Consider the following 23,586-nt stretch of genomic DNA (forward strand, 5'->3'; position numbering starts at 1 on the left):
CCAACCCGTGGCTCGGGGCCGGATCCGGTCCCGACCCGACACGCAGCGGGCGCGCCGGGCGGAACAGCCGTCGGCGCGCCCGCCGACTGTATGTGAACTTGGGAGGTCAGACCGGTGTTCAGCCGTGTGGCGATCATCAACCGTGGCGAGGCCGCGATGCGGCTCATCAAGGCCGTAGGCGAACTCAACGCCACCGGCGGGCCGCGGATCGAGACCGTGGCGTTCTACACCGACGCCGATGCCACGGCCACGTTCGTACGCGCGGCAGACCTCGGTTACGACCTGGGCAAGGCGGCGGACCGCCCCTATCTCGACCTCGCCGTGCTGGAGCGCGCCCTGGTCGAGTCCGGCGCCGACGCCGCCTGGGTGGGCTGGGGCTTCGTGGCCGAGGACCCCGCCTTCGCCGAGCTGTGCGGGAAGCTCGGCGTGACCTTCATCGGTCCGGGACCCGAGGCGATGCAGAAGCTGGGCGACAAGATCAGCGCCAAGCTCCTCGCCGAGGAGGTCGGCGTCCCGGTCGCGCCGTGGAGCCGCGGCCCCGTCGAGGATCTGGACACGGCGCTGCGCCAGGCCGAGCGGATCGGCTATCCGCTGATGCTCAAGGCGACCGCGGGCGGCGGCGGCCGGGGCGTACGGGCCGTGCACCGGCCGGACGAGCTGACCGACGCGTTCCAGCGCACCAGCCAGGAGGCGGAACGTGCCTTCGGCAACGGCGCGTTGTTCCTGGAGCGGCTGCTGGTCGACGCGCGGCACGTCGAGGTCCAGGTGATCGCCGACGGCCAGGGCGGCGTGTGGGCGCTAGGCGTACGGGACTGCTCCGTGCAGCGCCGGAACCAGAAGATCGTCGAGGAGTCGGCCTCGCCGGTGCTGGCGCCCGGTCAGGTGGCGCGGCTGAAGGAGTCGGCGGAGCGGCTGGCGCTCGCGGTGGGCTACCGCGGCGCGGCCACGGTGGAGTTCCTGTACCAGCCGAAGGACGGCATGTTCGCCTTCCTGGAGGTCAACACCCGGCTGCAGGTGGAGCATCCGGTCACCGAGGCCACCACGGGCATGGACCTCGTCAAGGCGCAGCTCCACGTGGCCGCGGGCGGCCGGCTGACCGGCGACCGGCCGGCCGAGCTGGGGCACGCCGTCGAGGCCCGGCTCAACGCCGAGGACCCCGACCGCGACTTCGCGCCCGCCCCGGGCCGTATCGCGCTGCTCGACCTGCCCGCGGGCCCCGGCATCAGGGTCGACACCGGCGTCAGCCAGGGCGACACCATCCCAGCCGACTTCGACTCGATGATCGCCAAGGTCATCGCGTACGGCACGGACCGCGCGGAGGCGCTGTCCCGGCTGCGGCACGCGATGCGCGAGACCACCGTGCTCATCGAGGGCGGCACCACCAACAAGAGCTTCATCCTCGACCTGCTCGACGAGCCCGCCGTGATCGACGCCGGCGCCGACACCGGCTGGATCGACCGGGTACGGGCCGCGGGCGGGCTGGCGTCGCCGCGGCACTCCGGCGTCGCGCTGGCCGTCGCGGCGATCGAGGCGTACGAGGACGGGAAGCAGGCCGAGTTGCAGCGGCTGCTGGGCACCGCGCGCGGCGGCCGCCCGCAGGTGCACCACGAGGGCGGCCGCCCGGTCGACCTCACGCTGCGCGGCGCCGGGTACCGGCTCACGGTGGCCGAGACCGGCCCCGGCCGCTACCGCGTCGGTTTCCGCTCCGGCACGGATACGGACGACGGCACTGTGCGGGCCGTCGACGCCGTGCTGGAGCGGTTCGACGAGCACACCGGGCAGATCCGGCTCAACGGCCACCGCTTCCGGCTGGTCACCGGCGCGCACGGGCCGGTCCACCTGGTCGAGGTCGACGGTGTGACGCACCGGATCAGCCGCGACGAGGGCGGCGTGGTCCGCTCCCCCGCCCCGGCGCTGGTGGTCGCGACGCCGCTCGGCGCCGGGGAGGAGGTCGACGAGGGCGCCCCGGTGCTCGTCCTGGAGAGCATGAAGATGGAGACGGTGCTGCGCGCGCCGTTCCGCGCGGTGCTCAAGGAGTCGCTGGTCGCCGTCGGCAGCCAGGTCGAGACCGGTGCGCCGCTGCTGCGGCTGGAGCCGCTCGACGACGTCGACGCCGCGCCCGTGGCCGCGGGCGTCGACCTGGACCTGCCCGCGGAGGCCGCCGGGCCGAGCGCGGAGCAGCGGGCCGGGCGCGGCCTCGCGGACCTGCGCAGCCGGCTCCTCGGCTTCGACGTCGACCCGGCCGGGGCCGACGACGCCCTCGCCGGCTACCTCGCGGTGCGCGCCGTGCTGCCGGAGCGCCCGCTGGCGGCGGAGGCCGGGCTGCTGGAGGTCTTCGCCGACCTCTCCGAGCTGAGCCGCAACAAGCCGGAGCACGAGGAGACCGCGGTCGAGACCTGGGTACGCAGCCCGCGCGAGTTCTTCCACACGTACCTGCAGAGCCTCGACGCGGAACGCGCGGGGCTCTCCGAGACGTTCCAGGGCCGGCTGACCCGCGTGCTGGGCCACTACGGCGTCGAGGGCCTCGACCGTACGCCCGCGCTGGAGGAGGCGGTCTTCCGGATCTTCCTCGCCCGCCAGGCCGCCACGGCGGACGTCGCGGTGATCACCGCGCTGCTGCAGCAGTGGCTCACCGAGGCGCCGCCGCCCGACGGGCTGCGCCAGGTCGTGAGCCAGGCGCTGGAACACCTGATCCGGGCGACGCAGTTGCGCTTCCCGCTGGTCGGCGGGCTCGCGCGGAGCCTGGTGTTCCGCTGGTACGCGCAGCCGCTGCTGCGCCACACCCGTGCCACGGTCTACCACCGGATCCGCGACCACCTGCACCACCTCGACGCGCACCCGGACGCGCCCGACCGCGAGCGGCGGATCGCCGACATGGTCGCCAGCCCCGAGTCGCTCATCCAACTGCTGGGCGAGCGCATCGCCCGCCCGGACACCGAGGCGGACCCGCTGCTGGAGGTCCTCGTCCGCCGCGCCTACCGCGACCACCGGCTGACCGGCGTGCGCTGCGAGACGGTCGCGGGCCGGCCGTTCGTCACCGGCCGCTACGAACTCGACGGCGTCTCGCACCGGCTGCTGGTCACCGTCGCCGACTTCGGCGACCTGGCGGGCGCCGCCGCGACCGTGGCGGAAGTGGCCGCCGCGGAGCCCGACTCGACCGCCGTCGTCGCCGAGTTCTACCTCACCTGGTCCGGCCGCCCCCCGGAGACCGACGACATGGCCGCCGGGCTGCGCGCGGCGCTGTCGGGGGCGCTGCCCGCGAGCCTGCACCGGATCACCACGACGGTCGCCGGGCACAACGGCGCGGCGCCGCAGCACTTCACGTTCCTGCCCTCCCCCGAAGGACCGGTGGAGGACAAGCTGATGCGGGGCATGCATCCGCTCATCGGCCAGCGGCTGCTGCTGCGCCGGCTGCGGAACTTCGACCTCACCCGGCTGCCGTCCGCCAACGAGGACGTCTACCTGCTGCGCTGCGTCGCGCCGAGCAACCCCGCCGACGAGCGGCTGGTCGCCATGGCCCAGGTCCGCGACCTGACCCCGCTGCGGGACGACGAGGGCCGCATCCTCGCGCTGCCCGAAGTCGAGGCGGCGCTCGGCGCCTGCCTGGACGCGATCCGCAGGGAGCAGGTCAGACGGCCCGGGAGCAGACGCCAGGACACCAACCGGATCTTCATCAACGTCCGCCCGCCCAGCGACCTGACGCTCGCCGAGCTGAACGACGTGGCGCGCCGCGTCCTGCCGACGACCCGGGGCCTGGGCGTGGAGGAGGTGCTGCTCCTCGGCTGCCGGCGCGACCGGCGCGGCGGTCTGGTGCCGGCCGCGGTGCGGGTCTCGTACGACGTGGCCGCGGGCGTCCGCCTCAGCGTCACGGAGCCGCCCACCGACCTGCTCCAGCCGCTCGACGACTACGGCCAGAAGGTGCTGCGGGTGCGGCGCCGGGGCACGGTCTACCCGTACGAGCTGTTCGACATGATCGCCGGTGCCGGCGGCACCTTCACCGAGCACGACCTGGACGACTCCGGCGCGCTGGCCCCCGTGCAGCGGCCGAAGGGCCTCAACAAGGCCGGCCTCGTGGCCGGCGTGGCCACCACGCCGACCGAGCGCTACCCGGAGGGCGTCACCCGCGTCGTGCTCCTCGGCGACCCGGTGAAGGCGCTGGGCGCGCTCTCCGAGGCGGAGTGCGCGCGGGTGGTCGCGGCACTCGACCTGGCGGAGCGGCTGCGGGTGCCCGTCGAGTGGTACGCGCTGTCCGCGGGTGCCCGGATCGCGATGGACTCGGGCACCGAGAACATGGACTGGATCGCCCGCGCGCTGCGCCGCATCGTGCACTTCACGCAGGACGGCGGCGAGGTCAACGTCGTCGTCGCGGGCGTCAACGTCGGCGCGCAGCCGTACTGGAACGCCGAGGCCACGATGCTGATGCACACCCGGGGCGTGCTCGTGATGACCCCGGACTCGGCGATGGTGCTGACCGGCAAGCGGTCGCTCGACTTCTCCGGCGGCGTCTCCGCGGAGGACAACTTCGGCATCGGCGGCTACGACCGGGTGATGGGCCCGAACGGGCAGGCGCAGTACTGGGCGCCGGACCTGAAGGCCGCGCGGGACGTGCTGCTGTCGTACTACGACCACAGCTACGTGCTGCCGGGCGAGGCCGGCCCGCGCCGGGCGCGGACGACGGACCCGGTCGACCGGGACGTGAGCGACTTCCCGCACGCCGCCGAGGGCAGCGAGTTCACCACCGTCGGGGAGATCTTCTCCGCCGCGACCAACCCGGACCGCAAAAAGCCGTTCGACATCCGCACGGTGATGCGCGCGGTCACCGACCAGGACCACGCGGTGCTGGAACGCTGGGCCGACATGGCGGACGCGGAGACCGCGGTGGTGCAGGACGTGCACCTGGGCGGGCGGCCGGTGTGCCTGGTGGGCATCGAGTCGCGGTCGGTGCCGCGGCGCGGCTTCCCGCCCACCGACGGGCCGGACGCGTACACCGCGGGCACGCTGTTCCCACGGTCGTCGAAGAAGGTCGCGCGGGCGGTGAACGCGGCGAGCGGGAACCGGCCGCTGGTGGTGCTGGCGAACCTGTCCGGGTTCGACGGCTCGCCGGAGTCGATGCGCGAGCTGCAGTTGGAGTACGGGGCCGAGATCGGCCGGGCGATCGTCAACTTCCGCGGCCCGATCGTGTTCTGCGTGATCTCGCGCTACCACGGCGGTGCGTTCGTGGTCTTCTCCAAGGCGCTGAACCCGGGCATGACGGTGCTGGCGGTGGACGGCTCGTACGCCTCCGTCCTCGGCGGCGCCCCGGCGGCCGCGGTGGTCTTCGCCGCCGACGTGGACGCCCGTACGGCCGCGGACGCCCGGGTGGCCGACCTGGAGGCCCGGCTCTCGGCGGCCTCGGGCAGGGAGCGGGCGCAGCTCGCCGGGCAACTGGAGAGCGTGTGGGCGGCGGTGCGCGCGGAGAAACTGGGCGAGGTCGCCGCGGAGTTCGACGGCGTGCACTCGATCCGGCGCGCGCAGCAGGTGGGTTCCGTGGACGCGATCATCCGTCCCGACGAGTTGCGGCCGCAGCTCGTCGCGGCCGTGGAACGCGGGCTCGCAGAAGGCATGCCGGGGTGAGTTGTCAAGACGATTCACTTCCGTTTGTCACCACACCGCGGGGGCCGGGAATCGGATATTCGTTCGCCCGTTTCTGCACGTCAACAACCGGCACATCCGGTGTTTTACCGTTATCGGCAACCGGGTCGCGTCGCCCGAACATCATCTTCCGGAACATGCCGTAACGAGGGACGGACGCCCTGGTGGGAGCCGTTTGCCGGGCGAACCCCGCGCCGACGCCGGGGCCCCGGATGCCCACCAAACTGACAGGATCTAGCTACGAACCAGACCTTCCCTTGACGTGAATCAGTCGTCTTGCAGACTGTTTTTCGCACGGCGGGCTCGCGACTCAGAAGCCGTCCGAGGGTGACACCGCCGGCGCTCCGCGAATACTCACGGAGGGGAAATGTTCACAAGGCACGAACTATGTCGAGTCCCGTCATGCAGAAGTGCGCTCAACGGAAGTTCCACGAAAAGCAGGGGAGCGACCGGTGACGGAAAAATCCTCTGCATATCCTGCCGGGGCCGTCTCGAGAGTAATCTGCTCAACCTTCCCGCACTGTATTCCGATTGCACCGGAAGTCCGCGCCCCGAGATGGTACGGGTCATCCGGAAGGTCGCCAGGAAGAGCTCCGCGACCGGCACCTTGAATCCCGCCGCCGCCGAGGTGCGCGCCGCCATTCGTACCGTATTGGCTTCCTGGTCGGGACTCGTCGCCGAGGAACGCCGGCTGAACTCCCCGGCCAGAGACGTCCCGGCACTCGCGCGCTTCCTGTGCCGGCACGTCGAGTGGCTCGCCCGGCACCCGGCCGCGGGCGACATCGCGGAGGAGATCCAGGATCTCTCCCGGCGGGCGCGCAAGGTCGCCGACCCCGGCAGCCTCCGGCGCGTCCACCTGGGCGACTGTCCCGACGCCGGCTGCGACGGCACCCTCGTCGCCCTGATCCGCACCCACGGCGACGCGATGCCCTCCGAGATCGTCTGCACCGCTTCCGCCGCCCACACCTGGCCGATCACCTGGTGGAGCAGACTCGCCCGCCGGATGCGCACGCAAAGAGAGGTCGGATGAAGTACCAACTCGCGAGCACCGGTCTGACCGCAAACGACATCGCAAGCATCTGGCGGATACCCAAGGGCACGGTCTACCGCTACGCCCACATGCACCGCTGGCGCCGCTACAAGCAAATCGGCCGGGTCTATTACCACCCCGACGACGTGACCGCCACGCTGGACGAGATGCAGCCGGAATGAACGCCGGGCCACAGCACCGTACGCCGGCGCGGCGGCCGGATCGGAACCGGCCGCAGCGGCGCACCGGACACGTCCGCATACGCGGTGGGTCAGGGACGCGATCCCCGCTCCTCTTCGCGACCGTGGGTGACTTGTGTCACGTCACACGCATGACCGACTGCCCCGATGGCAGTGGGGGCTTGACGGCCGGCTGGCGAAGAATCTATAAATATACTTGTCGCTCCGAGTCCGCCCTTCGTGGGCGTGCCCAATCTCGCACGACATCCCAGCCGCAGCGGATCACGTCCGCTGCGGTTTTGCGTGGCAGGGGAACCCTGCGCGCGATGCGGCTGCCGGCCGTCTGATCTCTACGACAGAAGGTACCTATGCCCAGGCTCTGTAAGCCGTCGGTGCACGTGCCGGAATATGTCATCACCATGGAAGAGACGCTGGAGTTCGCCCAGCGCGTCCACGGCGGGAAGCCCCAGCTTCCCCTGGCACTGCGGCTGATCCGGAATACCGGTGTACGGAAACGGCACATCGTCCAGCCCATCGAAAAGACCCTCGGGCACCCCGGTTTCGAAGAACGCAACCGCGTCTACGAGGCCGAATCCAAGAAACGCTGCCCCCGGGTCATCGAGGAGGCGCTGGCCAACGCGGACGTCGCGGCACACGACGTCGACGCGATCGTCTACGTGTCCTGCACCGGGTTCCTGATGCCGTCGCTCACCGCCTGGCTGATCAACACCATGGGGCTGCGCACCGACACCCGCCAGCTCCCCATCGCCCAGCTCGGCTGCGCGGCCGGCGGGGCGGCGATCAACCGGGCCCACGACTTCTGCCTGGCCCACCCCGGCAGCAACGTCCTGATCGTCTCGTGCGAGCTGTGCTCGCTGTGCTACCAGCCGGGCGACGACGACATCGGCTCCCTGCTGTCCGACGGGCTGTTCGGCGACGCGGTCGCCGCCGCCGTCGTCCGCGGCGACGGCGGCACCGGCGTCGACCTGGAGCGCAACGGCTCGTACCTCATCCCGGACACCGAGGACTGGATCTCCTACGCGGTCCGCGACACCGGCTTCCACTTCCAGCTCGACCGCCGGGTCCCCGGCACCATGGAGCCGCTCGCCCCGGTGCTGCGGGACTTCGCCACCGGCCACGACTGGGACATCGGCAAGCTCGACTTCTACATCATCCACGCCGGCGGCCCGCGGATCCTGGACGACCTCGCCCGGTTCCTCGACGTCGACCGCGAGATGTTCCGGCACAGTTGGGCCACGCTCACCGAGCGCGGCAACATCGCCAGCGCCGTCGTCCTCGACGCCCTGCGCCGGCTGATCGAGGAAGAGACGCCGCAGGCGAACGCCACGGGCGTGATCGCGGGCTTCGGGCCCGGCATCACCGCCGAGATGGCACTGGGCAGATGGAGCCGGGACACCCCGGACGACGCGGACTGAGCCCACCGCGGCACGTACACCACCGGCATGCGCGGCAACGGCGCCGGCATGCCCCATTCATTCCACACGGGAGGCGGGAGACTTCGTCATGCTTACTCGGGAATCGCAACTGGTGGAGCTGGTCGACGCGGGCGGCACCGCACTCGGCTCCCTCCGGGTCGCCGAGGCACACACGGCACCGGGCCGGTTGCACCGGGCGTACTCGGTGATGCTGCTGGACGAGCAGGGCCGCATCCTGCTCCAGCAGCGGGCCGCGGTGAAGACCCGGTTCGCGCTGCGCTGGGCCAACGCCTGCTGCGGGCACCCGGCGCCGGGGCAGGCGCTGTTCGAGGCCGCCGGCGAGCGGCTGATCGAGGAGATCGGGCTGCCCGGCGTGCCGCTGCAGGAGGCCGGCGTGTACCTCTACCGGGCCGAGGACCCGCACACCGGCCGGGTCGAGCACGAGTACGACCACGTCGTGGTCGGGCTGGTCCCGGTGGACGTGCCGCTGAACCCCGACCCGGCGGAGGTGGCCGACGTCCGCTGGGTCGCGCCGGAGGAACTGCGTGCGGACCTGGCCGCCCACCCGGACCACTACTCGCCCTGGCTGGGCGGCGTGCTCGCGGTGGCCACCAACGCCGCCGACCGGCTGCCGCAGGCGGCGGGCCTCGCGACGACGTAGGGCCGCCGGCCGCGGGAGACGACCAACTCAAAGGGAGCCAGAGAAATGACACAAGGAGCCACACTCGCGCGCATCCGCGACTACATGGTGGGCCCCACCCGGTTCATGACCCTGCTGTCCTGTTTCGAGCTCGGCATCATCGACGCCCTCCGCGACAAGCCCGGCATGACCGCCGCCGACCTCGGCGACGCGGTGGGCACCAAGCCGGACGCCGTGGAGCAGCTTCTGTTCCTGCTGATCAAGGAAGGCTTCGTCGCGCGCGACGAGGCGTCCGGCACGTACACCCTGGACGCGCTCGGCGAGGTGCCCGAGCGGGACCTGAAGCGCGCCCTCACCTACATGAACATGATCAAGGTGGTCGCGCTCAGGCAGCTCTTCCACCTCACCGAGAGCGCGCGGACCGGCACGCTCGTCGGCCTCAAGGAGTTCTACGGCGTCACCGAGGGCACCATGTACGACGCCGTGGCCGAGCACAAGGATCTCCGCGAGTCCTGGGGGACGTTGATGGACAACGTCACCGCCAACATCGACCCGTGGTTCTTCGGGAACGTCGACATCGCGGCGGGCGCGCAGGTGCTCGACCTCGCCGGGAACACCGGTCTCGGGGCGATCCACGCCTACGAGTCGAAGGCGTCCCCCGGGCTCCGGGTGACGACGTTCGACCTGCCGGAGAAGGAGGAGGAGGCGCTGGAGAACTTCCGCGCGCACGGCGTCGCGGACCACTGCTCGTTCATCGGCGGCAACGTCTTCGAGGAGATCCCGCGGGGCTTCGACGTCGTCCTCGTCAAGCACTTCCTCGACATGTTCGACAAGGACGACGTGATCCGCATCCTGACCGGCGTCAACCGGTCGCTGCCGGTCGGCGGGCAGGTCAACGTGCTGGTCCCGGTGTACCCCGAGAACCTCACGGACACCGACAACTACAACGTCGACTTCTTCCCGGCCTTCTTCATCGGCTGCACCATGGGCCAGGGCGGCCCGCAGAAGCTGTCGGTCTACCGGAGCTGGCTGGAGGAGTGCGGGTTCACGGTGACGAAGGCGGTCACCAAGGACCCGGCCGAGCTGCCGAGGGACGTCATCCCGGTGCCGGCCCTCCTCTGCGCCACGAAGGTCCGGTGACCGACCGGTGCCGGCCCGGGTCGCCGATCCCGGCGCGGGCACCGGATGCCGGTCCGGGTTCTGCCGGGCATCGTGGCAGGACACGGACCGGTGCCACCGCATCCGGGTGGCGCAGGACCGCCGGGGCCTTGACGACCTGGGGCGAAGAACCTATACATAGGATTGCACCGCCGGAGTCCGCCCTTCGTGGCGTCGACGCGTCTCCGCACCGGCGGTGCCGGGTTTCCCGCCCCCGGTTTCCCCGGCCTTCGGCCGGGAGACGTTTCCGCAACCGCCGGTCCGCCCATCCGGATTCCCTGCTCATACCAGCGCTCACCTTCACACTGGAGGACGCACGCATCATGTCCGGAGCTGTCGAGCTCGAGAGAGTTTACTCGGCCATCGAAGAGTCGGCTCAATTAGTGGGTGTGGCCTGTTCCCGGGACAAGGTCTGGCCCCTGCTGAGCACATTCGGCGAGTCGATCGAGGACGCCCTGCTGGTCCTCAGTCTGCAGACCGGCGGGCGGCACGCGGGAGAACTCGACTACAGCTTCACCGCCTCGCCGGGACTGGGTGACCCGTATCCCCACGCGGTGGCGCACGGCTTCCTCGAACCCGACGATCACCCGGTCCACTCCCTGCTCTCCGATCTGCAGGGGCGCTGGACCATCAGGGAGCACTTCGTCGACTGCGGCGTCACCGGCGGCTTCAAGAAGTTCTACGCCCACTTCCCGCAGGACCTGCAGCCGGTGGCGAAGCTGGCCGAAGTCCCGTCCGTATCGCACGCCGTGGCCGACAACGCCGGCCTCTTCGCCCGCTACGGCCTCGACGAGGTCGCGATGGTCGGGGTCGACTACAAGCGGCAGACGATGAACCTGTACTTCCAGTTCACCCCGGACGGCCGTCCGGAGCCGAGCGCGCTCCGCGCCATGCTGCGCGAACTCGGGCTGCACGACGCGGACGAAGGCATGCTGGAGTTCGCCAGCAGGTCGATGCGGGCCAACATCACCTTCCGCTGGGATTCCTCGCGGATCGTACGGGTCGCATTCGCCCCGCCGCCGGGCCGCGGCCTGGATCCGGCGGCGGTTCCCGCGCCCATAGAGCCGCACATCGCGCGGTTCGCGACGAACGCCCCGTACGCGTATTCCGGTGAGCGGCTGAACCTCTTCGGCGTCAAATGGTTCCCCGACGGGGAATTCATCGACGTCTGTGCCTACTACCAGCTTTCCGCCGGGTACGAACCGGTCCGGCTGATGGAGACGCACAAGCAACAGGGATGAACCGGGGGACCTGACCCGCCCCCGTTCTCCGATGCGCACGACTGGCTGAGCCGGCCCTCGATCTCGGAAGGCACGGTCCGTCCCCGACGGACCGTGCCTTCCGCATGCAAGGAATCCCCCTCTCAAGGACAAGGACGGCACATGACGACCGGACACTCTCCTGTCTCAGGCTTCTCCCCGCGGCGCAGGTCGCTGCTCATCGGCGGTGCCTCCGCCGCGGCGCTGTTCCCCCTGGGTCACACGGGCATCGCCGCCGCCGCCGAGAGCAGCAAGGTGGCCAAGGCCCAGGCCGAGTTCGACCTTGACAAGGACAACTACATCGAGTGGTTCCAGCCCGAGGACGACGGCGCCGGCGTCTCGCCCTCGTCGGAGATCTTCGGTCCGATGGACGTGACGGTGTTCCTCTGGATCAACCACCTGACGGGTCTCGGGTGGTTCGACGCCGTGGCGCCCTACCACGAGACCGCGGTCGGTGTGCACTCCCGGATTCCCCGCCGTCCGTCGAGCGAGTCCGCCACCAACCGGAACATGAACATCTCCTGTATCTACTCCCAGTTCCAGTTGGTCAAGCGGGTGATCCCCAGCCGGGTCAAGCCCATGAGGGACCTGCTGACGAGCATCGGCCTCGACCCCGACGACGACTCGATGGACCCGGCCAACCCGATCGGCATCGGCAACATCGCCGGCAAGTCCGTCTTCGAGGCCCGCAAGAACGACGGCATGAACTTCCTCGGCTACGAGGGCGGCCGCAAGTACAACCCGAAGCCCTGGGCCGACTACACCGGCTACCGGCCTGTCAACACCGCCTTCGACGTGGTCAACCCCTCGCGCTGGCAGCCGCAGCTCCAGGCCCACAACGGCCGCCGCGTCGGCGGCGGCCCCGGCGACCTGGGCATCTGGGTGGCCCAGCACTTCGTCACCCCGCACATCCGGATGGTCAAGCCGCACATCTTCGACGACCCGCGGGACTTCACCGTCCCGCCGCCCAAGCACGTCGACCACACCCGGCCCAGGGACTTCAAGCGCTCCGCGGACGAGATCCTGGAGGCGTCGGCCGCGCTCACCGACGAGCAGAAGGCCATCGTCGAGGTGATGGACAACAAGATCTGGGGCATCGGCCACTCGGCGCTGGTCATCGCGCGCAAGCACGACCAGAACGGCGAGCTGGGCGTGCAGGGCTGGGCGCACTTCATCCTGGAGCACCTGCTGGCGACCTTCGACCCGCTGATCGCCGTCTGGAACCAGAAGGTCAAGTACGACGCCGCCCGGCCGGTCACCGTGATCAAGCACGTGTACGCCAAGAAGAAGGTGAAGTCCTGGGGCGGCGTCGGCATGGGCACCGTCGACGACATGCCCGCAGAGGAGTGGTTCAGCTACCTGCCGGTGGGCGACCACCCGGAGTACCCGTCGGGCTCCACGACGCTGTGCTCCGCGGCGTCCCAGTGCGCGCGGCGCTACTTCGGCTCCGACGAGCTGGACTGGAAGTTCACCTTCCCGGCCGGCTCCGGCCGCACGGAGCCCGGCATCGTCCCCGCCAAGGACGTCCAACTGCACTTCCCCACCTGGACCGACTTCACGCAGAAGTGCGGCGACAGCCGCGTGTGGGGCGGGGTGCACTTCAGCAAGACCATCGAGACGTCCATCGCCTTCGGGGAGCAGTTCGGCGACATGGCGCACGAGTTCGTGCAGAAGCACATCAAGGGTGAGGTCGGGGACTGAGCCCACCGCGGCGGCAGGCATCTCCTTCCCGGACCCGCGGCCTGCCGCCGCACCCCGGTACACAGCCGGCCCCCCGGCGCGCGCGACAGCGCGCGGCGCCGGGCGGCCGCCGCCGCACGGGACGGCACGGGCACGTCAACTGCCCCTGGACTCCCGCGAGTCTGGCCGGTTCCGATCGATCGTCATGTCACGCGCCGCCCTGTCGTGCACGTCCTATGTGTGACCCCCCTCAGGTACGACCGATGGCACACCAGGAGATGATCATGGAAACACAGAGCGCAGCCCCAGCGGGCGGGCCGGGCTCGGAAGCGCTCGGAGATCCCCGGCGGTGGCTCATCCTCGGCGTCATCTGCACCGCCTATCTCATGGTCGGCCTCGATCTGACCGTGATGAACCTCGCGCTGCCGTCGGCGCAGGAAGCGCTGGAGTTCTCCAACTCCGACCGGCAGTGGATCGTGACCGCGTACGCGCTGCCGTTCGGCAGCCTGCTGCTGTTCAGCGGGCGGCTGTCCGACATCATCGGCCGTAAGGAAAGCTTCCTCATCGGGCTGACCGGCTTCGCCGGTGCCTCCGCCGTCGGCGGGGCCGCGACCAACTTCGAGATGCTGGTGACGGCCCGCGCCTGCCAGGGCGCCTTCGCCTCGATGCTGGCGCCCGCCTGTCTGGCGCTGCTGGCCACCACCTTCCACGACCCGAAGGAGAAGGCCAAGGCGTTCGGCATCTACAGCGCGGTCGCGGCCAGCGGTGCGGGCCTGGGCCTGATCCTCGGCGGCGCGCTGGTCTCGGCGCTGAACTGGCGCTGGTGCATGTACGTCAACCTCGTCTTCGCCGTCGTCGCCTTCGCCGGCAGCGTCATGCTGATGCAGCGGGAGCCCAAGACCGGGGCCAAGCTGGACGTGCCGGGCGTGGTGCTGGCGTCGGGCGGCATGTTCTGCCTGGTCTACGGCTTCGCCAACGCCGCCGACGAGGGCTGGGGCACGACCTCGACGTGGGGCGTCCTCACGCTCGGCGGCGCGCTGCTCCTCGTCTTCGCGTTCTCGCAGACGCGCGCCGCGAACCCGCTGCTGCCGCCCAGGATCCTGCTCGACCGCAACCGCGGCGGCGCGTACTTCACGGTGCTGCTCGTCGGCACCGGCATGTTCGGCGTGATGCTGTTCCTGATCTACTACATGCAGACCAACCTCGACTACTCGGCGATCACCTCGGGGGTCGCGCTGCTGCCGATGGTCGTGTGCACGACTGTGGGCGCGAGCGCGGGCGCCATCAGGCTGATGCCGAAGTACGGCCCCCGGCCGCTGGTCACCTTCGGTCTGGTGCTCAGCGCGCTGGGCATGGCCTGGCTGACCGTGATCGGCGTGGACTCGGGCTACGTGACCCACCTGCTCGGCCCGCTCATGATCGTCGGCCTCGGCATGGGCTTCATCTACGCCGCGGCGCTGCGCACCGGCACCTCGGGCGTGGAGCCCAGGGACGCGGGGATCGCCTCGGCGTGCGTCAACACCGGGCAGCAGCTCGGCGGCGCGGTCGGCACGGCGCTGCTCAACACGATCGCCGCCACCGCCACCGGCAACTGGCTGGAGAGCAACGTGCAGGGGCAGCCGTCGCAGAGCCAGCTCGACCTCGCGGCGATCGACGGCTACACCACGGTGTTCTGGTGGTGCACCGCCCTCTTCGCGATCGGCGCGGTCGTCGCCGGTCTGATGCTGCGCGGCGGCCCGCTGCCCACGCCCGCGGAGGGGCCCGCGGAGGAGAAGGCGGACGGGAAGCCGGAAGAGCTGTCCGAGGAGACGAAGACCGCGTAATCCTGAGGCGCACTGCGCCCAGACTGCAGCTCGAGCGGCTGGTGATGCCGGGGTGACCCGGGTATCGCCGGCCGCTTTCGCTTGGGCCGGGAACGTCCACCGGCCGACCTGTCCTCTCCAGCGGCGCACAGTCGATAAGGAACCGATTATGACGACGTCCGGAAGCTCATCCGTCCCCGGCTTCTCACCACGGCGCAGGTCGCTGCTCCTCGGCGGTGGCTCGGCCGCGGCGCTGGCCACCCTGGGCCACACGGGTACGGCCGCCGCCGAGCCAGGACCGGCGGCGGAGCCGCCGCCCGCCTTCGACCTCGACAAGGGCAACTTCGTCCGGGACCTGCTCACCGTGGCGGGCGACTCCAGCGGGGAGACGCAGGACCTCGGCCCCGCGGACGTCACCCTCATCTTCTGGATCCAGGACGTCATGCAGACCGCCTGGTTCGACGCGCTCGCGCCCTACCACCCGACCGCCGTCGGCGTGCGCACCCGGATCCCCCGCCGCCCTGCCGGCGAGTCCGAGACCAACAGGAACAAGAACATCGCCGGGCTGTACGCCACGTACCGCGTGGTGAGCGTCGCCTACGCCGAGCGGGGCTACATCCTGCGGGGGCTGCTGGAGTCGATCGGCCTCGACCCCGACGACGAGTCGGAGGACCCGGCCACCCCGGCGGGCCTCGGCAACCTCGCCGGCAAGGCCGCCGTCGAGGCCCGCGTGCACGACGGCATGAACTTCCTCGGGGACGAGGGCCGCAAGTACCACCGCCAGCCCTTCGAGGACTACACCGGCTACGAGCCGGTGAACACCGCCTACAAGCTCGCCGACCCGTCGAGGTGGCAGCCGGCCAGGACACCGCACCGCCGCCGCGTGGGCGGCGGCCCGGGCGACAAGGGCATCTTCACCGTCCAGCACTTCGCCACCCCGCAGCTCCGGCTGGTCCAGGGCCACACCTTCCGGGACCCGGGCCGGTTCGAGCTGGCGCCACCCGACCACAGCGACCACACCGCGCCGGGCCGCTACAAGCGCGCCGTCGACGAGATCCTCGGCGCCTCCGCCGCGCTCACCGACGAGCAGAAGGCCAAGGCGGAGTTCTTCAGCAACAACTACCAGGGCATCCTGCTGGCGACGAGGGCCGCGGCGATCGCCCACGACCTGGACCTGGACGGCTGGGTCCAGCTCTACATGACGAGCTCGGTGGCCCAGCTCGACAACCTGATCGTCTCCTGGCACCTGAAGCACGCGTACGACGCCGTCCGGCCGTTCAGCGCGGTCCGGCACGTGTACGGGAAGCAGAAGGTGCGCGCCTGGGGTGGTCCGGGCAAGGGGACGGTCGACCTCCGCGCCGACGAGTGGGCGGGCTACCTGCCCGTGAACGACCACCCCGAGTACCCCTCCGGCTCCACCGCGCTCTGCGCCGCGATGGCGCAGGGGGCGCGGCGCTTCCTCGGTGACGACGTCCTGGAGTGGACGTACACCTTCAAAGCCGGCTCGACGCAGACGGAGCCCGGGCTGGTCCCGGCCCGCGACATCGAGCTGAACTACGGCACCTGGACCACGTTCGTCCGGGACGCCGCCCTGAGCCGGGTGTGGGCCGGCGTGAACTTCACGAAGACGGCCGAGAGGTCCGTGGAGTTCGGCAAGCAGTTCGGCGACCTCGCCCACGAGTTCGTGCAGCGGCACGTCTCGGGCGCCGTCGAGGACTGATCGCAGCAGGTTGCGCCGGACCTCCTCCGGCCAATTCACGCTCCCGCGTGCGCACAACCCTCCGACACATCTGATCACGCACACCAAAAGGGGATGACAGTGACCAACCTGATGCTGCTGCCGGACGGAATGCGCCGCTGGTCCAAAGCGAACGGCGTCTCGCTCGACGACGGCTACAAGGCGATGGCGGACAAGCTCGTCGAGTTCATGGACTGGGCGAGGGAAGACGGCATCACCACCCTGTACATCACCACCTCCTCGGCCGCGAACTTCAGCCGCCCCGAGCCCGCGGTGACGACGTTCCTGGTCGCGTTCAACGACGTGGCCCGGCGCACGCACGACAACTGCCGGTTCGACTTCTCCGGGTCGCTCGACCTGGTGCCCAAGAAGTACCTCACCGAGCTGGAGAACCTGCGGGACGAGTCCAACAAGGAAGCGGGCTTCACGCTCCACTACATCATGGGCATGTCCCTCACCGAGGAGGTCATCCAGCTCTTCAACAGGCTCAACGGCAAGGTCCCCGAGCTGACCGAGGAGATCCTGGCCGAGAACGCGTACGTCCCGAAGCAGGTCGACTACCTCATCCGCACGGGCGGCGCGATCCGGATGTCGTCCTTCTTCCCGCTGATGTCCCCGTACGCCGAACTGCACTTCTCCCCCGTGCTGTTCCCCGACATGACGCGCGCGGACTTCGACACCGCGATGGGCGACCTGCGCCGGCGGGAGCGGCGCTACGGGAACTACCCGGCGTAGCGCACCACCGCACGACTCGGGCGAACGACGGCCGACTCCGGTCTCCCAGGCGTGGCCCTTTCGGGCCACGCCTGGGACGTGCAACGCATCCTCGCTAGGGACAAGGAAGAACACGATGACGTCCGACAATTCCTCCTCCGCAGGCTTCTCCCCAGGTCGCAGGTCGCTGCTGCTCGGCGGCGCCTCGACCGCGGCGCTGGCGACCCTGGGGACCGGCACCGCCGCCGCGAGCCAGGGCGGCGGCGCGGCGGCGAAGCCGGCCGCCGCCGCCGAATTCGACTTCGACACCGGCAACTTCCACCGGGATCTGCTCAGTACGGCGGCCAACCCGTCCGAGGAGCCGCTCGGCCCGATGGACGCGACCGTCCTCGTCTATCTCACCCACCTCACGATGACCGCGTGGTTCGACGCCCTGGCGCCCTACCACCCGACCGCGGTCGGCCGGCACACCCGCATCGCCCGCCGCCCCGCCAGTGAGTCGAATACCAACCGGAACAAGAACGTCGCCGCGCTGCACGCCGCGAACGTGGTGTTCGCGTCCGTGTTCAAGGAGCGGGTGGCGGCCTTCCGGCAGCTCATGACCACGCTCGGGCTCGACCCCGACGACCAGTCGACGGACCCCACCAGCCCGGTGGGCATCGGCAACCTGGCCGCCAAGGGCGTCCTCAAGGCCCGCGCGCACGACGGCATGAACCTCTTCGGCGACGAGGGCCGCAAGTACCACGGGCAGCCCTACGAGGACTACACCGACTTCGAGCCGGTGAACACCGCCTACAAGCTGGTCAACCCGTCGAAGTGGCAGCCGGCCAGGACCCCGCACCGCCGCCGGGTGGGCGGCGGCCCGGGCGACAAGGGCATCTTCACCGTCCAGCACATGGTCACCCCGCAGATGGGGCTGGTGAAGCCGGACACCTACCGGCACCCGAGCCAGTTCCGGCTGGCCCCGCCGGACCACCTCGACCACACCAACCCGCGCCGCTTCAAGCGCTCGGTGGACGAGATCCTGGAAGCCTCCGCCACGCTCGACGACGAGCGGAAGGTGAAGACCGAGTTCTTCGACAACAAGTTCCTGGGCATCGGCCAGTCGACGAAGGCCGCGGGCATAGCCCACGACCTGGAGCTGGACGAATGGGTCCACCTGATCTACACCAGTTCGCTGGCGCAGGTCGAGGACCTGATCGCGGCCTGGCACTTCAAGGTCAAGTACCAGGCGCCCCGCCCGTTCTCGGCGATCAGGCACGTGTACGGCAAGCAGAAGGTGTCCGCCTGGGGCGGGCCCGGCATCGGGACCGTGCACGACATGCCCGCCGACGAGTGGACCAGCTTCATCCCCGTGGGCGACCACCCCGACTACCCGTCCGGCTCCACCACGCTGTGCGCCGCCGAGGCGCAGGCCGCCCGGCGCTTCCTCGGCGACGACCGGCTGGACTGGACCTGGCCCATCCCCGCCGGCTGGACGCTGACGGAGCCCGGGATCACGCCGGCCAGGGACATGGAGCTGCACTACGACAACTGGACCGAGTTCGTGAAGGACTGCGGCTACAGCCGGGTCTGGGCCGGGGTGCACTTCAAGACCACGGTCGAGCGGTCCATGGAGTTCGGCACCCAGTTCGGCGACCTCGCGTACGAGTTCGTCCAGCGGTACATCAAGGGCGAAGTGAAGGACTGACCGCCGCTCGGACCGGCGGACACGGCGGGACCGGCCGGGCGGGGCGCGTACCACCGCGCCCTGCCCGGCCGTTCACGCCGTACGGGCCCTCCTCAGCGGCCGTCGCCGTCGAGGCCGGCGACGAACGCGCGCAGCTCCGCCCACTGGGCGTGCAGCGCGTGGTCGCCGTCCCCGAGGGGGTCCTTGAAGAAGAAGGCCAGCGGCGTCAGCGGGCCGGTGCGCCCCGCCGCGTGCGCGGCCAGGGAGATCCGGGCCAGGTCGAGGACCAGCGGCGCGGCGAGCGCCGAGTCGCAGCCTTCCCAGGTGAACTGCAGCCGCATCGGGGTGCCGAGGAAGCCGCCGAAGGTGATGAGGTCCCAGGCGGTCTTGAAGTCGCCGATGTCGGCGACGTAGTCGATGTGGGTGTCGCCTTCCGGCGCGTAGCCGAGGGTCTCGCGCAGCACGCGCTGCTTGCTGACGGACTTGGCCGCGTTGGCGCCCGGCTCGGCGAGGTTGGCGCCGTCGCCGCCGCCGAGGAGGTTCAGCCCGGACCACGAACGGACCGCGAGGTTGCGCATCGCGAACATCGGGGCGAGCACCGACTTCAGCAGCGTCTCGCCGGTCTTTCCGTCGTGGCCCGCGTACGGCAGGCCGCGGGCGGCGGCCAGTTCGTCGAGCGCGGGCAGCCGCGCCCCCGTGGAGGGGGTGAAGTCGACGTACGCGCAGCCGGCGGTGAACGCCGCGTACGCGTAGAGGGAGCTGGGCGGCAGCACCCGGCCGGGGGCGGCGAGCGCCGCGTCGAGCGCGGCCAGGTCCGCATGTGCCGGGTGCGGCTGGGCGGCGGGCTCGGTGGAGGCGACGTTGACGACGACGACCCGCTCCAGCGCGTGCCGCTCGGCGAACGCCCCGATGTCGGCGGCGACCGCGGCGGCCGTCTCCGCCTGGGTGGCGCCCGCGGGCACGTGCCGCACCTCGGCCTCCACCTCGGCGAGGTCCGCCTCCAGCGCCTGTACGAGCCGCGCGGGCACGACGCCCGCGGTGGCGAGCTGCTCGGCCTTCTTGGCCACCGTGTCGGTGTTCACGTCATGGCCGCCGAAGACCAGGTCGCCGAAGCCCGGCAGCGCGCCGGCGGCCAGGTCCGGGTGGGCCGTCACACAGCCCACGGGTTCGGTCAGGCCGGCGCGCAGCGCGAGCCCCCCGACGACGGCGGTGGTGGCGACCGACCCGCGGGCGCCGATGAACCAGATGCCAACTCGCATGAGACCCCTCCGTTACGGACACTTGCGGACAGAACCGGTGCGCACCGCGCACGATCCGGGCGGACACGGGCTCGGGTCCGTCTTCCCTCTCGCGTCGTTCGCCCGCAGGGAGGGAAGACAGACCCGGGGGCCGGGCCGACGGCTTGGCAGCCACGGCCCGGCCCCTGGGCGGATGCCCTGTCGTCGATCAGCCGATCTTGATGACCTCTCCCTGGTCCCAGTCGCCGGTGGTGCCCGGGGGCCACCACAGGCTCTTGTTGGTCACGTAGATCGAGCCGTCGCGGCCCGCGAGGAAGCCGTGCGGGAAGAACAGCTTGCCCTTGCCCAGCTCCGTGCGGGTGCCGTCGCGGCCGATCTGGATGACGCTGCCGCCGTCGTCGTCGGGCGTCGGCAGGAAGCCGGTCGAGGTGAACTGCGTGACGTAGAAGTCGCCGTTCTTGCCGAAGCCGCAGCCCGAGATGGCGCTGAAGCCCCGCTGCCAGACCTCCAGGTCACCACTCCACGGCTCGTAGCGGTAGACCTTGGCGGCCTTGGCGCCCTCGTCGCCGGAGTTGCCGTGGCCGGTCAGCTCGCCGACGTACACCGCGCGGTCCGGCCCCTCCGCGACACAGGTGGGCACGGCGTCGGAGCCGGCCGGGCTGAGCGGGAAGCTGCTGAGGACCTTGGCGTTGCCCCACCGGTCGATCTGGCCGAGGACGTTCGCCCCGGCGTCCACGTAGTAGAAGCCGCCGCCCTTCCTGGGCGTCAGCGAGTACGGGTTCGTGACGTCGTAGTCGGGCGTGGGGTCCGGGTGCTCCTGGATGTACTCCCAGTCGGCCGCACCCGGCCGGGCGGCCACCCGGGGCTTCTTCGGGTTGGTGACGTCGAGCAGGGTACCGACGTGCGGCTTGAGCTTGTTCCGCAGGCCGTCGGAGAGCCACGGGTCGGTCGGCAGGGTCTGCGGCGAGCCCGCCTGCAGCGTGTACAGCCGGCCCTTGTCGTAGACCAGCCCGTTCGGGCCGATCATGTCCTGCAGGTTCAGCGCCGAGGGCAGGTTCTTCACGATCCGCTTCGGCGTGCCGTTCGTGATGTCGGCGACCGAACCGGTGTGGCCGAAGCACTTCATCTCGAAGACGATTTCCTCCGAGACCATGTTGCACTCGGACGGTGCCGTGAAGGGCGGCGTGCCGGTCTCGGAGACCAGCAGCCGGCCACCCGGGCCCCAGGTCAGGGAGCGCGGCGAGTACAGCCCGTCCGCGACCACCTCGACCTCGGCGTTCTTGCCGAGCGTGCCCGAGCCCCTGCCGTGGTCGGCGGCGGCCACGGGTCCTGACGATCCGGCCGCCACACCGGCGAGCGTTGTCGCCGCTGCCGCGGCGAGCAGCATCCGACATCTTGCGAGGCGTCGCATCGAGCTCTCATCTCCTCTTGAGTGGGGTGAGGTACTGCTGGGTGACCACGTGCGCGGCCGGGGGCCGGCCGCCGCGGCAAGGGAGCCGTCGACCGGTCACCCGGTCGACGACAGCCTTTCCGTCACGGACGGCGGCGGGGGTCAGCCGATCTTGACGACCTCGCCCTGGTCCCAGCGGTTGGTGGTGCCGACCGGGTACCAGACGCTGTTGTTGGTGACGTAGATGGAGCCGTCGGGGCCCGCGAGGAAGCCCTGCGGGGCGAAGAGCTTGCCCGCGCCCAGCTCGGTGCGGGTGCCGTCCTTGGCGATCTGGACGACGACGCCCTGCGGGTCACCGGGCGGGGGGAAGCCCGTCTTGTCGAACTGGGTGACGTAGAAGTCGCCGTTGGCGCCGAAGCCGCAGCCGGAGATGGTGGCGAAGCCGCTCTCCCAGACCTTCAGCTCGCCGGTCTTCGGGTCGTACCGGTAGATGTTGGCGGCCTTGTTGCCGGTGTTGCCGAAGCCGGTGAGCTGCCCGGCGTACACCGCGCCGTCGGGGCCGACGTCGACGCAGGTGGGCACGGCGTCGGCGCCGTTCGGGGCCTTCGGGAACCACTTCAGGATCTTGACGTTGCCCCGGCGGTCGATCTCGCCGAGGATGTTCGCGGCCGCGTCCACGTAGTAGAAGCCGCCGCCCGGCTTCGCGGCGAGCGAGACCGGGTTGGCCGTCGGGTCCTCGGAGACGAGGTCCGGGTTCTCCTGCATCCACTTGTAGCTGGCCGCGCCGGGGTTGGCGACCGCCCTGACCTTCTTCCCCTTGACCTGGAGCACCCTGCCGTACTGGTTCTTCAGGGTGTTGCTCAGGTCACGGGGCAGCCACCCCGGCAGCCCGTTGCCGTGGCCCGCCTCCAGGACGTGCAGCTTGCCGTCGGCGTAGACCATCGCGTTCGGGCCGACGACCTCGGCGTTGTTCACGTTCGAGGCCAGACCCTCGACGATCCGCTTCGGCTTGCCGTCGGTGATGTCGGTGATCGCGCCCGTGGTGCTGAAGCACTTCGCCGTCATGATGTCGGCGTTGTCACAGAGCTGCTGGATACCGCCCGCCTCCGAGACGAGCAGCCGGCCCTCGGGCGTCCAGGTCAGGTCGCGGGGCGAGTGCAGCCCCTTCGCGACAACCTCGACCGGGGCGTCGCCGGACAGCGTGCCCGAGCCCTTCTCCGCCGCGGCCACCTGACCCGACGGCCCGGCTGCCACACCGGCGAGCGCCGTCGCCGCCACGAGGGCGAGCGGCACGCGGAACCTCTTCAGACTACGCATCTTCGCCTGTTCCTCCGTTTCACTGTTTCTGTTGCACCCAGACAAGACGCGTTGAGATAAGGCTCCTCGCCAAAGCCGTCCGGCGCACGTCGAAACAGCCGGCGGCGCAATGAGCATCGGCTACACGCGTTTGATGGGAAAATTGCGTTCGACTGGCGCCGGGCCGCGGCCGCCCGCCCCGCAGGGCGGTGACCGGAAGGCTCGTGGCCGATGGCTCGTTCCGCACCCGGGACGCGGTTGCGGGAAGGTGAGCCCGTGAACTACCACCCTCGGCCGGCCAGGGGGAAACCCCGGCCGCCGGCGCACGCGCGGCGGTGCCGCGGCGGGCGGGGCGGTCGTCCGGGTGGAATCAGTAGAAGAGGCGGTACGAGCCGAGGGATGTCATCGGCTCGACCGACAGCGGCTCCGAGATCCACTCGTTCTTCAGGCCGTTCATCGCCTCCTGGAAGGCGGGCATGGAGAGAAGGGGGTTCTTCTCGTCATCCTCCAGGTCCACCACGAGAACGAGGGTCCGCCCGTCCGCGAGTTTGCACCAGGAATAGCGGACGCCCTCGGGCTTCGCTTCCTCGATCGCCGCGAAGAGCTCCTTCGCAGCCTTTTCCGCGGTCTCGACCTTGTCTTCCTTGATCTTGGCACGGAACATGCGGACGCTCATGGGGAATCTCCTTGGTAAACGCGCACGCCGCCGGTATCGGGCGGCGGGGT

16 protein-coding genes are annotated in these 23,586 nt (G+C 70.6%); 12 read left to right on the plus strand and 4 right to left on the minus strand.

Features of this window, described 5'->3' with window-relative positions; all coding sequences use genetic code 11:
- The first annotated feature begins 114 nt into the window (after positions 1 to 114).
- From ACFYVJ_RS34410 to ACFYVJ_RS34465, 12 genes are all read left to right on the plus strand, one after another.
- Entirely contained in the window at positions 115 to 5,613 is a 5,499-nt protein-coding gene (locus tag ACFYVJ_RS34410; RefSeq protein ID WP_388900337.1) for a carboxyl transferase domain-containing protein, read from the plus strand.
- Positions 5,614 to 6,187: 574 nt separating this feature from the next.
- Positions 6,188 to 6,661: a hypothetical protein gene (locus ACFYVJ_RS34415; RefSeq protein ID WP_388900340.1), complete on the plus strand. Its 474-nt coding sequence runs from the start codon at positions 6,188 to 6,190 to the stop codon at positions 6,659 to 6,661.
- Positions 6,658 to 6,843, plus strand: a complete 186-nt coding sequence (locus ACFYVJ_RS34420; protein WP_101421567.1) for a helix-turn-helix domain-containing protein — start codon at positions 6,658 to 6,660, stop codon at positions 6,841 to 6,843. Before ACFYVJ_RS34415 ends, ACFYVJ_RS34420 begins: the two co-directional genes overlap by 4 nt.
- Positions 6,844 to 7,208: 365 nt before the next feature.
- Positions 7,209 to 8,276, plus strand: coding sequence for a type III polyketide synthase (locus ACFYVJ_RS34425; protein ID WP_388900343.1), 1,068 nt, complete (start codon positions 7,209 to 7,211; stop codon positions 8,274 to 8,276).
- Positions 8,277 to 8,364: 88 nt separating this feature from the next.
- Entirely contained in the window at positions 8,365 to 8,937 is a 573-nt protein-coding gene (gene idi / locus ACFYVJ_RS34430; RefSeq protein ID WP_388900346.1) for an isopentenyl-diphosphate Delta-isomerase, read from the plus strand.
- 45 nt (positions 8,938 to 8,982) lie between these two features.
- Positions 8,983 to 10,056: a methyltransferase gene (locus ACFYVJ_RS34435; protein WP_388900349.1), complete on the plus strand. Its 1,074-nt coding sequence runs from the start codon at positions 8,983 to 8,985 to the stop codon at positions 10,054 to 10,056.
- A gap of 341 nt (positions 10,057 to 10,397) precedes the next feature.
- Positions 10,398 to 11,315, plus strand: a complete 918-nt coding sequence (locus ACFYVJ_RS34440) for an aromatic prenyltransferase (protein WP_388900352.1) — start codon at positions 10,398 to 10,400, stop codon at positions 11,313 to 11,315.
- A gap of 141 nt (positions 11,316 to 11,456) precedes the next feature.
- Entirely contained in the window at positions 11,457 to 13,034 is a 1,578-nt protein-coding gene (locus tag ACFYVJ_RS34445; protein WP_388900355.1) for a DUF6851 domain-containing protein, read from the plus strand.
- 263 nt (positions 13,035 to 13,297) lie between these two features.
- Positions 13,298 to 14,836 carry an MFS transporter gene (locus tag ACFYVJ_RS34450; protein WP_388900358.1) on the plus strand — a complete coding sequence of 513 codons (1,539 nt, stop codon included), beginning with the start codon at positions 13,298 to 13,300 and terminating at the stop codon, positions 14,834 to 14,836.
- A gap of 148 nt (positions 14,837 to 14,984) precedes the next feature.
- Entirely contained in the window at positions 14,985 to 16,535 is a 1,551-nt protein-coding gene (locus ACFYVJ_RS34455) for a DUF6851 domain-containing protein (protein ID WP_388900361.1), read from the plus strand.
- A gap of 93 nt (positions 16,536 to 16,628) precedes the next feature.
- Positions 16,629 to 17,288, plus strand: a complete 660-nt coding sequence (locus ACFYVJ_RS34460) for an undecaprenyl diphosphate synthase family protein (RefSeq protein WP_388900364.1) — start codon at positions 16,629 to 16,631, stop codon at positions 17,286 to 17,288.
- 115 nt (positions 17,289 to 17,403) lie between these two features.
- Positions 17,404 to 18,957: a DUF6851 domain-containing protein gene (locus ACFYVJ_RS34465; RefSeq protein ID WP_388900366.1), complete on the plus strand. Its 1,554-nt coding sequence runs from the start codon at positions 17,404 to 17,406 to the stop codon at positions 18,955 to 18,957.
- Between the two features lie 92 nt (positions 18,958 to 19,049).
- On the opposite strand, the gene ACFYVJ_RS34470 is transcribed toward ACFYVJ_RS34465, so the two are convergent.
- The 4 genes from ACFYVJ_RS34470 to ACFYVJ_RS34485 all read right to left on the minus strand — a co-directional run.
- A complete protein-coding gene (locus ACFYVJ_RS34470) occupies positions 19,050 to 20,195 on the minus strand; it encodes an inositol-3-phosphate synthase (protein ID WP_388900369.1) in 1,146 nt (381 codons plus the stop codon).
- Positions 20,196 to 20,382: 187 nt separating this feature from the next.
- The gene (locus ACFYVJ_RS34475) at positions 20,383 to 21,585 is read right to left on the minus strand and encodes a ScyD/ScyE family protein (protein WP_388900372.1); all 1,203 of its coding nucleotides are present in this window, start codon (positions 21,583 to 21,585) and stop codon (positions 20,383 to 20,385) included.
- Positions 21,586 to 21,726: 141 nt separating this feature from the next.
- The gene (locus ACFYVJ_RS34480; RefSeq protein WP_388900375.1) at positions 21,727 to 22,881 is read right to left on the minus strand and encodes a ScyD/ScyE family protein; all 1,155 of its coding nucleotides are present in this window, start codon (positions 22,879 to 22,881) and stop codon (positions 21,727 to 21,729) included.
- A 349-nt stretch (positions 22,882 to 23,230) separates the two neighbouring features.
- On the minus strand, positions 23,231 to 23,586 hold a 356-nt coding region (locus ACFYVJ_RS34485), incomplete at its 5' end, for a hypothetical protein (RefSeq protein WP_388900378.1).

It is taken from the genome of Streptomyces sp. NPDC004134, assembly GCF_042874195.1.
Classification (GTDB): domain Bacteria; phylum Actinomycetota; class Actinomycetes; order Streptomycetales; family Streptomycetaceae; genus Streptomyces.

Excerpts from the sequence above, each read along its gene's own strand:
- ACFYVJ_RS34415 (WP_388900340.1), top strand. The coding sequence starts at position 6,188 with ATGGTACGGGTCATCCGGAAGGTCGCCAGGAAGAGCTCCGCGACCGGC.
- ACFYVJ_RS34420 (WP_101421567.1), top strand. The coding sequence starts at position 6,658 with ATGAAGTACCAACTCGCGAGCACCGGTCTGACCGCAAACGACATCGCA.
- ACFYVJ_RS34425 (WP_388900343.1), top strand. The coding sequence starts at position 7,209 with ATGCCCAGGCTCTGTAAGCCGTCGGTGCACGTGCCGGAATATGTCATC.
- idi (WP_388900346.1), top strand. The coding sequence starts at position 8,365 with ATGCTTACTCGGGAATCGCAACTGGTGGAGCTGGTCGACGCGGGCGGC.
- ACFYVJ_RS34435 (WP_388900349.1), top strand. The coding sequence starts at position 8,983 with ATGACACAAGGAGCCACACTCGCGCGCATCCGCGACTACATGGTGGGC.
- ACFYVJ_RS34440 (WP_388900352.1), top strand. The coding sequence starts at position 10,398 with ATGTCCGGAGCTGTCGAGCTCGAGAGAGTTTACTCGGCCATCGAAGAG.
- ACFYVJ_RS34445 (WP_388900355.1), top strand. The coding sequence starts at position 11,457 with ATGACGACCGGACACTCTCCTGTCTCAGGCTTCTCCCCGCGGCGCAGG.
- ACFYVJ_RS34450 (WP_388900358.1), top strand. The coding sequence starts at position 13,298 with ATGGAAACACAGAGCGCAGCCCCAGCGGGCGGGCCGGGCTCGGAAGCG.
- ACFYVJ_RS34455 (WP_388900361.1), top strand. The coding sequence starts at position 14,985 with ATGACGACGTCCGGAAGCTCATCCGTCCCCGGCTTCTCACCACGGCGC.
- ACFYVJ_RS34460 (WP_388900364.1), top strand. The coding sequence starts at position 16,629 with ATGACAGTGACCAACCTGATGCTGCTGCCGGACGGAATGCGCCGCTGG.
- ACFYVJ_RS34465 (WP_388900366.1), top strand. The coding sequence starts at position 17,404 with ATGACGTCCGACAATTCCTCCTCCGCAGGCTTCTCCCCAGGTCGCAGG.
- ACFYVJ_RS34470 (WP_388900369.1), bottom strand. The coding sequence starts at position 20,195 with ATGCGAGTTGGCATCTGGTTCATCGGCGCCCGCGGGTCGGTCGCCACC.
- ACFYVJ_RS34475 (WP_388900372.1), bottom strand. The coding sequence starts at position 21,585 with ATGCGACGCCTCGCAAGATGTCGGATGCTGCTCGCCGCGGCAGCGGCG.
- ACFYVJ_RS34480 (WP_388900375.1), bottom strand. The coding sequence starts at position 22,881 with ATGCGTAGTCTGAAGAGGTTCCGCGTGCCGCTCGCCCTCGTGGCGGCG.